The 14,551-nt window shown below is 71.3% G+C and carries 12 protein-coding genes and 1 tRNA gene; 8 read left to right on the forward strand and 5 right to left on the reverse strand.

All coding sequences use genetic code 11. From position 1 onward, the window contains the following. Both ACGGAQ_RS10895 and ACGGAQ_RS10900 read right to left on the reverse strand, forming a co-directional pair. A complete protein-coding gene (locus ACGGAQ_RS10895; RefSeq protein WP_393047069.1) occupies positions 1–1,278 on the reverse strand; it encodes an MFS transporter in 1,278 nt (425 codons plus the stop codon). Next, positions 1,275–2,624, reverse strand: coding sequence for a GH1 family beta-glucosidase (locus ACGGAQ_RS10900; RefSeq protein ID WP_393047073.1), 1,350 nt, complete (start codon positions 2,622–2,624; stop codon positions 1,275–1,277). The genes ACGGAQ_RS10895 and ACGGAQ_RS10900 overlap by 4 nt, the downstream gene beginning before the upstream one ends. A 188-nt stretch (positions 2,625–2,812) precedes the next feature. Between ACGGAQ_RS10900 and ACGGAQ_RS10905 the strand changes: the two genes are divergently transcribed. Continuing rightward, positions 2,813–3,259, forward strand: coding sequence for an SRPBCC domain-containing protein (locus tag ACGGAQ_RS10905; RefSeq protein WP_234589259.1), 447 nt, complete (start codon positions 2,813–2,815; stop codon positions 3,257–3,259). 188 nt (positions 3,260–3,447) lie between these two features. Here the strand turns inward: ACGGAQ_RS10905 and aceE are convergent, their stop codons facing one another. Next, positions 3,448–6,186 (reverse strand): pyruvate dehydrogenase (acetyl-transferring), homodimeric type, encoded by a 2,739-nt coding sequence (gene aceE, locus ACGGAQ_RS10910; protein WP_393047078.1) that lies wholly within the window; start codon positions 6,184–6,186, stop codon positions 3,448–3,450. A gap of 185 nt (positions 6,187–6,371) precedes the next feature. On the opposite strand from aceE, the gene ACGGAQ_RS10915 reads away from it, so the two are divergent. Then, positions 6,372–6,776, forward strand: coding sequence for a YjbQ family protein (locus tag ACGGAQ_RS10915; RefSeq protein ID WP_393047081.1), 405 nt, complete (start codon positions 6,372–6,374; stop codon positions 6,774–6,776). A 23-nt stretch (positions 6,777–6,799) separates the two neighbouring features. On the opposite strand, the gene ACGGAQ_RS10920 is transcribed toward ACGGAQ_RS10915, so the two are convergent. Continuing rightward, positions 6,800–7,744, reverse strand: coding sequence for a LysR family transcriptional regulator (locus tag ACGGAQ_RS10920; RefSeq protein ID WP_393047083.1), 945 nt, complete (start codon positions 7,742–7,744; stop codon positions 6,800–6,802). A gap of 72 nt (positions 7,745–7,816) precedes the next feature. On the opposite strand from ACGGAQ_RS10920, the gene ACGGAQ_RS10925 reads away from it, so the two are divergent. From ACGGAQ_RS10925 to ACGGAQ_RS10950, 6 genes are all read left to right on the forward strand, one after another. Beyond that, entirely contained in the window at positions 7,817–8,773 is a 957-nt protein-coding gene (locus tag ACGGAQ_RS10925; RefSeq protein WP_355064229.1) for an EamA family transporter, read from the forward strand. Between the two features lie 77 nt (positions 8,774–8,850). Beyond that, complete coding sequence (locus ACGGAQ_RS10930; RefSeq protein WP_393047854.1) at positions 8,851–9,306, forward strand: MarR family winged helix-turn-helix transcriptional regulator; 456 nt, start codon at positions 8,851–8,853, stop codon at positions 9,304–9,306. Positions 9,307–9,357: 51 nt separating this feature from the next. Beyond that, positions 9,358–11,856, forward strand: a complete 2,499-nt coding sequence (locus ACGGAQ_RS10935; protein ID WP_393047087.1) for a thiamine pyrophosphate-dependent enzyme — start codon at positions 9,358–9,360, stop codon at positions 11,854–11,856. 111 nt (positions 11,857–11,967) lie between these two features. After that, positions 11,968–12,405, forward strand: coding sequence for a DUF3052 domain-containing protein (locus tag ACGGAQ_RS10940; protein WP_030330240.1), 438 nt, complete (start codon positions 11,968–11,970; stop codon positions 12,403–12,405). Positions 12,406–12,491: 86 nt separating this feature from the next. Continuing rightward, positions 12,492–12,959: a peroxiredoxin gene (locus ACGGAQ_RS10945; protein WP_393047091.1), complete on the forward strand. Its 468-nt coding sequence runs from the start codon at positions 12,492–12,494 to the stop codon at positions 12,957–12,959. Positions 12,960–13,034: 75 nt separating this feature from the next. Further along, positions 13,035–13,106: transfer RNA gene (locus ACGGAQ_RS10950), tRNA-Val, on the forward strand. A 13-nt stretch (positions 13,107–13,119) separates the two neighbouring features. Here ACGGAQ_RS10950 and ACGGAQ_RS10955 read toward each other — a convergent pair. Then, positions 13,120–14,538 (reverse strand): RICIN domain-containing protein, encoded by a 1,419-nt coding sequence (locus ACGGAQ_RS10955; RefSeq protein WP_393047857.1) that lies wholly within the window; start codon positions 14,536–14,538, stop codon positions 13,120–13,122. Between the last annotated feature and the right edge of the window lie 13 nt (positions 14,539–14,551).

Consider the following 14,551-nt stretch of genomic DNA (forward strand, 5'->3'; position numbering starts at 1 on the left):
TCAGGGGACTGAGCGGATCTTGACGACCAGGGCGCTGCCCACCAGGGTGACCGCGGCGGTGACCGCGTAGAGCGTCGGGTACCCGCCCAGGTGGACGACGAGTGGGGCGGAGAGCGCCGGGCCGAGCACCTGCGGCGCGGAGTTGGCAATGTTGATCACGCCCAGGTCCTTGGCGCGGTCGGTGGCCCGGGGCAGCACCTGGGTGATCAGGGCGGCGTCCACCGAGAGGTAGACGCCGTAGCCGGCGCCGAGCAGCAGGGCGGCGACGATCGCCATCGGCCAGACCGGCGCGACGGCGAGCAGCAGCGCCGCGACCGCCATGATCAGGCCGGAGACGATCACGTAGACCTTGCGCCGTCCGGAGCGGTCCGACAGCCGGCCGGCGACCACCGCGGTCAGCATCATGCCGAGCGTGTAGAGCAGGATCAGCACCAGCAGACCGCCCTCGGGGTCCGGATAACGCACCCCGTCGGTGAGGAAGTACAGCAGGTAGAGGGTGCCCAGCGCGTTGCCGAGCTGGACCAGGAACCGGGTTATCCACGCCCAGGCGAAGTCCGGGTGCCGGCGCGGGCTGATCCACATCGAGGCGAACAGCGCCCGGGCCCGCAGTGCCGGGCGGTGCGCGCGAGGCAGTCGGTCGTCGGGGGTGAGCAGCGCGAACGGCAGCGACAGCACCAGAATGGCCACCGCGATGGCCAGGTAGCCGGCGGCGTTGCCGGTGACGACGGCGGTGACCAGCACCGCGCCGAGCACCAACCCGAGCGCCTGCGGGATACCCACCCAGCCGGAGACCGCGCCGCGCTGCGCCACCGGAACCCGGTCCGGGATGGCGGCCGTGAGGCTGGCCAGCATCGCGTTGAAGCAGACCTGGGCGGCGACCCAACCGACGGCGACCCCGAGGATGGTCCGCTGCTGGGCCAGCAGCGCCAGCGCCGCCGCGCCGAGCACCGCGCCGCCCGCGGTCCAGACGTGCCGACGACCGAACTCCCGGCCTCCGATCCGCAGGCAGGTCCGATCGGACAACGCGCCCGCCAGGGGGTTGGCCAGCACCGCGGCCAACGCGCCCAGGCCGGTGACCACGGCCAGCATGGTCTCCTTGTCGGCGGGCGCGATCCGCTCGATCTGCTGAGGCAGCAGCACCTGGATCGGGGTGAAGAACGCCATCCACACGCCGAGGTTGGCCGCGAAGACCAGACCGATCCAGCCGCGTCGCACCGGCACGGTCGGTTCGGCGAGCGCCGCCGGCAGCGACGCCGGTGCGGGGTCGAGGGTGGTCACCGCGCCGAACCGTCCCGAAAGGCCCCGATCACATCCCGCAACCAGGCGTACGACGACTTTGGCGTACGCCTCTGGTCGGCGTAGTCGACGTGCACCAGCCCGAAGCGCTTGGTGAACCCCTCGGCCCACTCCCAGTTGTCCAGCAGCGACCAGACGAAGTACCCGCGGACGTCCACGCCGTCGTCGATGGCGGCCCGGACCGCCCGCAGGTGCCCGTCGAGGTACGCGATGCGCTCCGGGTCCGGCACCTGCCCGTCCGCGTCGGGTGCGTCGTCGTACGCGCAGCCGCTCTCGGTGATCTCGATGGGTGGCAGCGCCTCGCCGTACGTGTCACGCAGCCAGCCGAGCAGCTCGCGCAGCCCGTCGGGGGCGACCGGCCAGTCGAAGGCGGTACGCGGGTAGCCGTCCAGCGGCACCAGGTCGAACGGCAGCGGCGAGCCCTCCTCGGGCGCCCGTACGCCGGTGGGGTTGTAGTAGTTGACCCCCAGCACGTCGATGGGCGCCGCGATGGTGTCCAGGTCGCCGGGGCGGACGATGCCCGGGTCGAAGCCGGGCAGCTCCGGGTAGCCGCGGCCGAGCAGCGGATCGGTGAAGAGCCGGTTGTGCAGCGCCTCGTACGCGGCCCCGGCGGCCCGGTCGGCGTCGCGGTCGCCGAGCACCCGCACCGGGGAGTAGTTGTTGGCGATCGCCACCGGGCTGGCGCTGGTGGCACGCAGCGCGGCGACCGCGAGCCCGTGCCCGAGCAGTTGGTGGTGGGCGACTCCGAAGGCGTCGAAGAGCAGCATCTCGCCGGGGGCGTGCACACCCATGCCGTAGCCGAGGCTCATGTGGATGAACGGCTCGTTGAGGGTGATCCAGAGCCGGACGCGGTCACCGAGACGGGCGGCGGTCCGCTCGGCGTAGTCGGCGAAGCGGGCAGCGGTGTCGCGGTTGAGCCAGCCACCGGCGTCCTGCAGGGGTTGGGGCAGGTCCCAGTGGTACAGGGTGGCCACCGGGTCGACGCCGGCGGCCAGCAACTCGTCGACCAGGCGGTCGTAGAAGTCCAGGCCGGCGGCGTTGGCCGCGCCGCTGCCGCTGGGCTGCACCCGGGGCCAGGCGATCGAGAACCGGTACGCCGAGACGCCCAGACCGGCCAGCAGCGCCACGTCCTCGGCGTACCGGTGGTAGTGGTCGCAGGCGATCTCGCCGCTGCTGCCGTCGCTGATCCGGCCGGGGGAGCGCGCGAAGGTGTCCCAGATGGACGCTCCGCGTCCGCCGGCCGTGGTGGCGCCCTCGATCTGGTGGGCGGACGTGGAGACGCCCCAGCGGAAGCCGGCGGGGAACTCGGGCATCGGTGCGGTCGGCATGCGCCCTCCCGGTCAACGTGAAACGTGTTCGGGACTCTAGGGCGCTGTCGATGAATGCGCCATAGGCCGGGTTGGCGCAATCCGCAATGGTTGATCGGCGTGTCTTTTTCCTAACCCGTCCACGTAAGTCCGATTTAGCGCATAGAGTGCCGATATCGTGGGATGTCCTCACTGGAGGAAAGACGGAAATGATCCTCGTGGAACGCAGTGCGCACGTGGCGGCGCCGGTGGAAGTGGTCTGGGACGTCGTACAGCGGGCCGAGCAGTTACCGGCCTGGCTGGCGGGGGTCCGCGCGGCCGAAGTGCTCTCCGGAGAGGGCTTCGGGCGGCGGCAACTGGTCCAGGCGGGGCGCGGTTCGGCGCATGAGGCCGAGGTGATCGCCTATCAGGAGCCGACACTGATCGGCTGGCGGGAACGGGCCAAGGGTGCCGGTGCTCGTGCGGAGGCGCGCACCGAGATCTACGTCCAGCTCACCGAGGACGAGGAGGAGGGCGGGACGATCGTGCGGCTCATCGTCGTCCGCTGGCCGGCCGGCCCGGTCAAGGCGGCCCTGCTGCGCCTGGGCCTGCGCCGGGTCGGCGCCGACCTGGAGGACTCGCTCGCCCGGCTCACCGACCTGGCCGCCGTCGGCTGACGAGCGCGTCCGCTCCCGGCGTCACCCGCCCCCGGCGGTGGCCCCGGGCCCCCGCCAGGGGCCCCGGACCGCCGCCGCTCCCCACTCACCCGCCGTCCGCCCGGTCGGTCGGGGCCGGGAGCGAGGGTGCGGGTGCACCAAGAAGGGCCCGGCGCGGGTGCGCCGGGCCCTTTCTCGATCGTGCTGGATCAGCTGTCGCCGCCGGTCTCCCCGACCGGGGCGGCGTTGACGTCGTCGATCGCGTACTTCTTGGCCGCCTCGGCCGGCACGGTGGCCGGCACCGCGCCGCTGCGGGCGAGCTGCCGCAGCGTGGCGACCACGATCGACTCGGCGTCGACGTGGAAGTGCCGGCGCAGCGCGTGCCGGGTGTCCGACATCCCGAAGCCGTCGGTGCCGAGCGACGTGTAGTCGCCGGTTACCCAGCGGGCGATCAGGTCCGGTACGGCGCGCATCCAGTCGCTGACCGCGACCTTCGGCCCGTCCGCGTCGGCCAGCTTCTGTGCGATGTACGGCACCTTGGCCTCGGCGCCCGGGTTGAGCAGGTTGTACTCCTCGGTCTCCACCGCGTCGCGACGCAGCTCGGTCCAGGAGGTCACCGACCAGACGTCGGCGGCCACCCCCCAGTCCTGGGCGAGCAGCTGCTGGGCCTTGAGCGCCCACTGCATGCCGGTGCCGGAGGCGAGCACGTTGGCCTTCGGGCCGTCGACCTGCGGTGCCGGGGAATAGCGGTAGATGCCCTTGAGCAGGCCCTCCACGTCCACCCCGGCCGGCTCGGCCGGCTGCAGGATCGGCTCGTTGTAGACCGTCAGGTAGTAGAAGACGTTCTCCTGCGCGTCCCCGTACATCCGGTGCAGGCCGGCTTCCATGATGTGCGCGATCTCGAAGGAGAACGCCGGGTCGTACGCGACCACCGCCGGGTTGGTGGCGGCGATCAGCAGCGAGTGGCCGTCCTCGTGCTGCAGGCCCTCACCGTTGAGCGTCGTCCGACCGGCGGTGGCGCCGAGCAGGAAGCCCCGCGCCATCTGGTCGGCCGCCGCCCACAGCCCGTCGGCGGTCCGCTGGAACCCGAACATCGAGTAGAAGATGTACATCGGGATCATCGGCTCGTCGTGGGTGGCGTACGCCGAGCCTGCGGCGGTGAACGAGGCGACCGAACCGGCCTCGTTGATGCCCTCGTGCAGGATCTGCCCGGTCGTCGACTCCTTGTACGACAGGAACAGCTCCCGGTCGACAGAGGTGTAGCGCTGGCCGTGCGGCGAGTAGATCTTCGCGGTCGGGAAGATCGAGTCGAGGCCGAAGGTGCGGGCCTCGTCCGGGATGATCGGCACCCAGCGCTTGCCGAACTCCTTGTCCTTCATGATGTCCTTGAGCAGGCGGACGAAGGCCATCGTGGTGGCCACCTTCTGCTTGCCCGAGCCGCGCTTGACGTCGGCGAACCGCTCCGGACCGGGGATGGTCAGCCGCTTGGTGCTGGTCCGCCGCGACGGCAGGTAGCCGCCGAGCTGCTCGCGGCGTTCCTTCAGGTAGGCCAGCTCCTCGGACTTCTCACCCGGGTGGTAGTACGGCGGCAGGTAGGGGTTGTCCTCCAGCGCCTTGTCCGGGATGTCCAGGTAGAGCCGGTCGCGGAAGGTCTTCAAGTCCTCCAGCGTCAGCTTCTTCATCTGGTGGGTCGCGTTGCGGCCCTCGAAGTGCGAGCCGAGCGTCCAGCCCTTGATCGTCTTCGCCAGGATGACCGTCGGCTGACCGGTGTGCTCGGTGGCCGCCTTGTAGGCCGCGTAGAGCTTGCGGTAGTCGTGCCCACCCCGCTTGAGGTTCCAGATCTCGTCGTCGCTCAGCGGATCGACCATCTTGCGGGTCCGGGCGTCCCGGCCGAAGAAGTGCTCCCGCACGTACGCGCCGGACTCGGCCTTGTAGGTCTGGTAGTCGCCGTCGGTCGTGGTGTTCATCAGGTTGACCAGCGCGCCGTCGGTGTCCGCGGCGAGCAGCGGGTCCCACTCACGGCCCCAGACCACCTTGATCACGTTCCAGCCGGCGCCCCGGAAGAACGCCTCCAGCTCCTGCATGACCTTGCCGTTGCCCCGGACCGGGCCGTCCAGCCGCTGGAGGTTGCAGTTGATCACGAAGGTGAGGTTGTCCAGCTCCTCGCGGGCGGCCACACCGATCGCGCCCAGCGTCTCCGGCTCGTCCATCTCGCCGTCGCCGAGGAACGCCCACACGTGCTGCTGCGAGGTGTCCTTGATGCCGCGGTGCTGCAGGTACCGGTTGAACCGGGCCTGGTAGATCGCGTTCAGACCGCCGAGGCCCATCGAGACGGTGGGGAACTCCCAGAAGTCCGGCATCAGCCGCGGGTGCGGGTACGACGGCAGCCCGCCGCCCGGATGCGACAGCTCCTGGCGGAACCCGTCGAGCTGGTGCTCGCTGAGTCGCCCCTCCAGGAACGCGCGCGCGTACATGCCGGGGGAGGCGTGACCCTGGTAGTAGATCTGGTCGCCGCCGCCCGGGTGGTTCTTGCCCCGGAAGAAGTGGTTGAAGCCCACCTCGTAGAGCGACGCCGAGCTGGCGAAGGTGGAGATGTGCCCGCCGACGCCGATCTCCGGGCGCTGCGCCCGGTGCACCAGCATGGCGGCGTTCCACCGGACGTACGCCCGGATGCGCCGCTCGACGTGCTCGTCACCCGGGAACCAGGGTTCCTGCTCCGGCGGGATGGTGTTGATGTAGTCGGTGGTGGTCAGGGGCGGAACCCCGACCTGGCGCTCACGGGCCCGCTCCAGCAGGCGCAGCATGACGTAGCGGGCGCGTTTGGCGCCGCGCTCGTCGATGACACCGTCAAGCGACTCGACCCATTCGCTGGTCTCTTCAGGGTCGATGTCCGGAAGCTGGCTCGGTAGGCCGTCGCTGATCACCGGGCGCTTGCGTTCCGTAGCCACAGGCGTTCCCTCGGTTGTGTGTGGGATAGGTCTCTAGCGCCATCCTGCCCCCTGGTGGCACCCGTCGTCACGTCTAGGTGCCCCCGACGCGATGCTGAACACAGGTACCCGTCGGTAACTTAGCGCGACGGTCCTTCTTTCCCCATGCGCCGGGGCGCCCGGCCCGCTGCGGCAGAATGCGACGTATGCGCAGTGACGTGATCACCGTCCAGACCGGGTCCCGGCCGGCCGTCCGGGACATCACCGCCGAGGCCCAGAACTTCGTCTCCGGCGAGGGAGACGGCCTGCTGCACGTCTTCGTGCCGCACGCCACCGCCGGGCTGGCGATCATCGAGACCGGATCGGGCTCCGACGACGACCTGCTCACCGCCATCGACGCGCTGCTGCCCACCGACAACCGCTGGCGGCACCGGCACGGCTCGCCCGGCCACGGCCGGGACCACGTGCTGCCGGCCTTCGTTCCGCCGTACGCGACGCTGCCGGTGCTCGGCGGACGGCTCGCCCTGGGCACCTGGCAGTCCATCTGCCTGGTCGACACCAACGGCGACAATCCCACCCGCCAGGTCCGCTTCTCCTTCCTCCCCGCCTGACCGCTCCCGCCCGCGGGTCGGGCTCAGCCGGGCCTACCGGCGGGGGCGTCGTCGACTGCCACGCGGGCCGGTGCCGAGGCGGACGCGGCGAGTTCGGCGAGGAACGCCTCCATCGCCGGGCGCAGCGGTCCCGTGCCCCGGCCCCGGGTCACCGCGAAGATCCGCCGCTCGGTCACCGGGTCGGTAAGCGGCTCGACGTGCACGGCTGGCGGCACCCCGCGCAGCGCCATCTCCGGTACGAGTGCCGCGCCGAGGCCCGCGCCGACGAGGTCGAGCGTCAGTGCGAAGTCGATGGCCCGGTGGCGGATGTCCGGCTCGAATCCGGCCAGCCGACAGGCGTGCAGCGTGGAGTGCAGGCAAGGAGTGCCCTCGGCGCTGGCCACCCATCGCGCCTCACGCAGGTCGTCGAGCCGGCCCGACCGGCTGCCCCAGCCGGCCGGCGTGATCAGGTGCATCGGGTCACTGGCGATCGGGTGTCGATCCAGGTCGGGTGGGAGCGGCGTCGGGACGTGGTCGTACTCCTGGAGCACGATCACATCGAGCTTGCCCGAGCGGAGGTCGAGTTGGCTCTGCTGGTCCTCCGCCTCGAAGACGCGCACGTCCAGGTCCGGATGTCGGGCGATCGCCCGTGCGGCGGCCGGCGCGACCAGGGCTCCGGCCGCCGAGGGGAAGGCTCCCACCCGTACGGCCCCGCTGACGTCGCGCCGCAGCGCCGCGAGCCCCGCCCCGGCCTGCTCGACCGCGCTGATGATCTGCTTCGCATGGTCGGCGAGCACGTAGCCGGCCGGGGTGAGCACGACCCCTCGGCCGGAACGTTCGACCAGCTCGCAGCCGGCCTCGCGGGCGAGCTGACCGAGCTGCTGGGAGACCGCGGAGGGGGTCACGTGCAGGGCTGCGGCCGCTGCGGTGACCCCGCCGCGCAGGGCCACCTCGTACAGCACGCGGAGCCGTCGGACGTCGAGGTCCATTAAGCAAGGCTACAGAATCGCTGAAGAACTAGGAAATTGTGCTAATAGGTAACGTCTCGCAGAGTCGATCTCATGAGAATGTCGCACCGGCTCCAGGCGGTCCTGGTCGCCGCCATCTGGGGCGTCAACTTCGTGGTCATCGACATCGGCCTGCGGGATCTGCCGCCGCTGGTGCTTACCGCGCTGCGGTTCGTCGTCGTCGCCGTACCGCTGGTCTTCCTCGTGCCCCGGCCGACCGCTCGGGCGATCTACGTCGTCGCCTACGGCCTGATCCTCGGGGTGCTGAAGTTCGGGGTGCTGTTCAGCGCGATGGCCCTGGGCATGGGCGCCGGCCTCGCCTCCCTGGTGCTGCAAGCGCAGGCCCTGGCGTCGGTGGTGCTCGCCGCGCTGCTGTTGCGGGAGCGCCCTGCCCGGCGGCAGATCGCCGGTGTGCTGGTCGGCTCGGTCGGCATCGGCGTGCTCGCGGTCTCCGGCGGCGGGCACACCACTGCGATCGGCTTCGCGTTCACCCTCTTCGCCGCCGGGAGTTGGGCCGTCGCGAACGTCGTGGTGCGCGCCAGCGGCGAAACCCGACCGATCTCCCTGCTCGTCTGGTCCAGTCTGGTGCCGCCGCTGCCGCTGTTCGGGCTGGCCGCCGTCGTCAACGGCCCGCAGGTGGTGCTCGACTCGCTGCTCGGCCTCTCCTGGCGCGCCCTGGCGGCGGTCGGGTACGTCGCCTACGTCTCGACCCTGGTCGGGTTCGGCCTCTGGAACCATCTCATCGGCCGCTACTCGGTCGCCCGGGTCGCGCCGTTCAGCCTGCTCGTGCCCGTCTTCGGGCTCACCGCGTCGTGGCTCCTCCTGCACGAGCGGATGACCGGCGGCGAGGTGCTGGCGGCCCTGATCGTGCTGGTCGGGCTCGCGCTCGTGGTCAGCGGCTCACGTCCGTCGGCTGAGCCGGCCGACCAGGCGCGACCAGCCAGCACCATGATCCGCACAACGTCGGAGAAACCGCTGCCTCGACGCGCGTTCAAGCAGCAACAGCGCTGACGTCGCGCGGATCTTGGCGCGAAGGCGGCCGGCGCGGTGCGTACGATATGGCTGTGGCACAGGAGGCCTTTTCCCCGATGGCGGGGCCGGTGGATCGGGTCGGCCTCGCGGCCGACGTGGTGCGCCGGATGGCACACCTGACCGCCTCGCTGCGACACCGGCAGGGCACCGCGTTCGCCGAGTTGGGGCTCACCCCGGCCACGGCCCGGGCGTTGCACGAGCTGGACCCGGACCATCCGTTGCCCGCCCGGGATCTCGCCGATCGGCTGGGCTGTGACCGGTCCAACGTGACGGCGCTGGTCGACCGGCTGGAGCAGGCCGGCCTGGTCGAGCGTCGTACCGACCCGACCGACCGCCGGCAGAAGACGCTCGTGGTGACCGGTGACGGCCGGGGTGTGCGGGACCGGGTGACCGAGGTGATGTCCGACTCCCGACTCCTGGCCGGGCTGAGTGACCAGGAGCTGTCCACCCTGCGTGACCTGGTGTGGAAGGTGTCCGACGGCGGCTGCCCGGAGCCGTGCGACCCGGCGTGAGCCGACCCGCGCCGGCCGTGTCCCACTGGGCGAGCATGGCCCGCGTCGGTAATGCTGTCGGACGTGACCACCCCGCAAGATCTCGACGACCGGTTCCGGGAGACGCTGGCGGCGCTGTCTGCCGCGCAGCAAAGGCGTGACCCCGCCGCCCCGGTCGCTGACGACACCTCGCTGACCGGCGCGCAGCTGCTGGACCTGTTCGACGCGCAGGTGACCAGCCGCCAGCTCGACCTCGCCGGTCGTTGGCTGCGCAGTTTCGGGGAGGGCTTCTACACGATCGGCTCAGCCGGGCACGAGGCCAACGCGGTGGTCGCCGCCGCGCTGCGCCCCACCGACCCGGCGTTGCTGCACTACCGCTCCGGGGCGTTCTACTGCGTGCGGGCGGCCCAGGTCGCCGACGCCACGGCGCCGACCGACACCGCCGACGCCGAATCGGCCACCGACCGGGAGCCGGCCGTCGACCCGAAGCGGGCCAGCGACCGGGAGTCGGCCACCACGCGGGAGTCTGCCGCCGACCCGGAGCCGGCCGCCGAGCGCGAGCCGGAAAGGTCCGAGCCGCCCACCGGCGGGTTCGCGGCGTACGCCGAGGCGGCCCGGGACGTGCTGCGCGGCATGGTCGCCTCCAGCGAGGAGCCGATCGCCGGTGGCCGGCACAAGGTGTTCGGCCGCGCCGACCTGGCGATCGTGCCGACCACCTCCACCATCGCCTCGCACCTGCCCCGCGCGGTCGGGATGGGGCTGGCCGTGGAGCGGCTGCGCCGGCTGGACACCGTCGGGCGGCGTGCCGGGGCCGGCGTGCGGGTCGGCAGCGGCGCCGGCGCGACGCACGCTCCCTGGCCGCCGGACGCCATCGTGGTCTGCTCGTTCGGCGACGCGTCGGTCAACCACGCCAGCGCCACCGCCGCCTTCAACACCGCCGGCTGGTACGACCACGCCGGGCTGCGCATCCCGGTGCTCTTCGTCTGCGAGGACAACGGGCTGGGCATCAGCGTCCGCTCGCCGGAGGGCTGGGTGGAAGCGACGCTGCGCGCCAAACCGGGCATCCACTACTTCAGCGCCGACGGCGCCGACCCGGTACGGGCGTACGAGGTGGCGCAGGAGGCCGCGGCCTGGGTACGCCGGCACCGGCGGCCGGCCGTACTGCACCTGCGCACGGTCCGGCTGATGGGCCACGCCGGGGCGGACGCGGAGTCGGCGTACCGCAGCCCCGCCGAGCTGGCCGAGGACCTCCAGCGGGATCCGGTGGCCGCCACCGCCCGGCTGCTCGTCGACGCCGGTGTGGCGACCGCCGACGAACTGCTGGCCCGGTACGACGAGACCGGCTGGCAGGTCCGCCGGTTGGCCGAGGAGGTGCTGGGTGAGCCGAAGCTGGCCTCCGCCGCCGACGTGGTGTCGGCGCTGGCGCCCCGCCGCCCGGTGCGGGTGGCGCGGGCCGTGGCCGACGCGGCGGCACGGGCCAGCGGGCCGGGCTCGGCGGCGCGGGAGGAGGCGTTCGGGGGCAAACCGCCGGAGCTGGCCGGCCCGCTCACCCTGGCGCAGAGCATCAACGCGGCGCTCGCCGACGGGCTGCTCGACCACCCCCAGATGGCCGTGTTCGGCGAGGACGTGGCCGCCAAGGGTGGCGTGTACGGGGTGACGAAGGGACTGCGGGACCGGTTCGGCGCGGCCCGGGTCTTCGACACCCTGCTCGACGAGACGTCGGTGCTCGGGCTGGGCCTCGGCGCCGGGCTGGCCGGGATGCTGCCGGTGCCGGAGATCCAGTACCTGGCGTACCTGCACAACGCCGAGGACCAGCTGCGCGGCGAGGCGGCGACCATGCAGTTCTTCTCGCGGGGCGCCTTCCGTAACCCGATGGTCGTGCGGGTGGCCGGGCTGGCGTACCAGGAAGGGTTCGGCGGGCACTTCCACAACGACAACTCGGTGGCCGTACTCCGGGATGTGCCGGGTCTGGTGATCGCGGTGCCGGCGCGGCCGGACGACGCCGCGCCCATGCTGCGGACCTGCCTGGCGAGCGCGGCGGTGGACGGCAGCGTCTGCGTCTTCCTGGAGCCCATCGCGCTCTACCACACCCGTGACCTGTACGCCGAGGGCGACGGGGAGTGGCTGGCCGGCTATCCGGAGCCCGGCTCGTGGGTGGCCGGGCACGTGCCGGTGGGCCGGGCCCGGGTCTACCGAGTCGGCTCGGCCGACGACCTGACGATCATCACCTTCGGTAACGGGGTACGGATGTCACTGCGGGCCGCGGCCGTCCTCGCCGAGGAGGGGGTGGGCACCCGCGTGGTGGATCTGCGCTGGCTGGCGCCGCTGCCGGTGGCCGACATCATCCGGGAGTCCTCGGCGACCGGCCGGGTGCTGGTGGTGGACGAGACTCGCCGCTCCGGCGGGGTCGGCGAGGGGGTGATCGCCGCGCTGGTCGACGCCGGATATGTGGGTGCCGCGCGGCGAGTAGCCGGGGTTGACTCTTTTGTACCATTAGGTCCGGCAGCCCGTCATGTTCTGGTCTCCCCGGAAGCCATTACCGACGGTGCCCGTACGCTGCTGGCACGGTAAATTCCGTTCCACCCGGTGCGCCACTTGCGCGCAGAGGCACAACTGTGTGGACTTTGCCTGACGGCGTCGGTCCGACGCCGCGAGCAGGACGAAATGAGGAGGCACGCGACAGTGAGCGCGACCGCTGGTCAGGCCGCCGACGGGGTACGCAGCCTGGCGGACCGGTTCGGCATCGAACCGGGGATGGTCGTCATGGAGATGGGGTACGACGACGACGTCGACCAGGATCTCCGCGACGCCCTGACCGACCGCTGTGGAGATCTGGTCGACGAGGACACCGACGAGGTGGTCGACGCGGTGCTGGTGTGGTACCGCGACGGCGACGGTGACCTCTTCGAGCTGCTCGTCGACGCCCTCGGCCCGCTGGCCGACAACGGGGTCGTGTGGCTGCTCACCCCGAAGGCGGGGCGCGAGGGGCACGTTGAGCCGAGTGAGGTCGCGGAGTCCGCGCCCACCGCCGGCCTCCAGCAGACCTCGACCGTCAACGCCGGCCGGGACTGGAGCGGCGCCCGCCTGGTGCTGCGCCGTGGGGCCAAGGCCAAGAAGTAGCCGTCATCGCTTTCTCGCGCCCGGCGGTCCGCACCGCCGGGTGTGGCAGGCTGGCGTCGTCCCCCGACTCGACCCGAGGAGTCCGCATGCCGATCGAGGTTGGCGCCGAGGCGCCGGACTTCGTGCTGAAGGACCAGAACAACCAGGAGGTCCGGCTCTCGGACTTCCGGGGCCGGCGCACGGTGCTGCTGGTCTTCTACCCGTTGGCGTTCACCGGCACCTGCCAGGGCGAGCTGGCCGAGGTGCGGGACAACCTCGACGAGTACGCCAACGACGACGTCCAGGTGCTGACGGTCAGCGTCGACTCGGCCTACAGCCACAAGATCTGGGCCGACCGGGAGGGCTACCAGTTCCCGTTGCTCGCCGACTTCTGGCCGCACGGTGGCGTCGCCCAGGCGTACGGGGTCTTCAACGACGTGGCCGGCTTCGCCAACCGGGGCACCTTCGTCATCGACAAGGCCGGCGTGGTCCGCTTCGCCGAGATGAACGGCCCCGGCGAGGCCCGCGACCAGCAGGGCTGGCGCAAGGCCATCGCCGACGCGACCGCCGGATAGGGGTACGCCGTGCGGCCGGGTCGGCGGCGAGCAGGTAGGCTTGCCAGCCACCGGCCCGCCGCACACGGGCGATCCGGGCGCGTAGCTCAGTGGGAGAGCACCCGCCTTACAAGCGGGGGGTCGCAGGTTCGAAACCTGCCGCGCCCACCCTTAACCGATGTCAGGACTGGGTGCGGGTCCACTGCTGGTTGGTGCCGCTTCCGCAGGTGTACTGGGTGATGTCGGTGCCGTCTGCCGTGCCGCTGCTCACCACGTCCAGGCACTTGCCGCTGTGTCGGGCGCGCAGCTGGTAGTAGTTGCCGGTGGCCACCCACTGCCACTGCTGGTTGGTGCCCCCGCCACAGCTGTACTGGATGACGTTGGCGTTGTTCGCGGTGGAGGCGTCGGCGACGTCGAGGCATTTGCCGCTGTTCTGGTTGACGATCCGGAAGTAGCCGCTGCCGGCGTCGCGGAACTCCCACTTCTGGTTCGCGCCCCCGTTCCAGGACCATTGTTTGACTTCGGCGTTGTCGGTGACGGCCTGGTCCAGCACGTCGACCACCTTGCCGCTGTTGCGGTTGGTGATGCGGTAGTAGAGCGGCGCCTCTCCGGTTACGGTGCCCGCGGCGGCGTCGATGGTGACGGTCGGATACCAGGTCAGGCTCATGGTCGTGGCGGAGGGGAAGGCGATCGGCAACCAGACGTACTGGGAATCGTTGACCGGCCCGCCCCAGGCGCCGGCCCAGCGGTCGCCGAGGTAGAGGTAGCTCGTAGACGACGTGCCCTGGATGGGGAGCACGAAGGCCGACTGGGAGCGGAAAGTGGTCGAGTCCCCGACGTTGGTCATGCCGGTCCACGGGCCGGAAATGCTGGACGCCGTGGCGTACCTGGCCTGGTTCGGGCTCCAACCGGTCAGGCCCGAGGTGAGCATGAAGTAGGTGCTACCGCGCTTGAACAGAGCCGGCGCCTCACGGTTGCCGTCGTTCCAGAAGTTGCCGACAAGCGTGGCCACGGAGAGATAGTCGGCGGTGAGGCGATAGATGAGCAGGTCGCGGTTCTCGTCGCCGGCGGAGGCCATGTAGGCGGTACCGCCGTCGTTGTAGAGCGTGATGTCCCGCGACATGTTGCCCAGCGGCCGGAAGCTGCCGTGGTACGTGTAGGTGCCGTCCACGGTGGCCGAGGAGGCGACGGCGGCCCTGGCCTCGCCGTAGTCGCTGCCGTTCTCCTTGTGCATCCACATCACGTACCGGCCGGTGCTGGCGTTGTAGATGACCTTCGGCCGCTCGATGTTGGCCGACTGCAGCTCCGCCGCCGACGACTGGGTCAGCACGTTGTTGCGGAACTCCCAGTCGCGCAGGTTGGTGGAGCGGTAGACGGAGACGGCCCGGAACGTGTTGTTGGCGTTGCGGTTCTCACCGAACCAGTAGTAGTAGTCGCCGACCTTGAGTACCCCACCGCCGTGCGCGTGCAGCACGTTGCCGGCCGTGTCGGTGAACTGCGTGCCGTTAGTGATCGTGACCGGCGCGGCCTGGGCCGGGGCGGCGGCCAGGGTGGTGACCGCCACGATCGCCGTTCCGACCAGGGTGAGCGCTGCCACCAGGGATAGAAGTCGT

It is taken from the genome of Micromonospora sp. NPDC047557 (genome assembly GCF_043205095.1).
In the GTDB taxonomy this organism is placed as follows: domain Bacteria; phylum Actinomycetota; class Actinomycetes; order Mycobacteriales; family Micromonosporaceae; genus Micromonospora.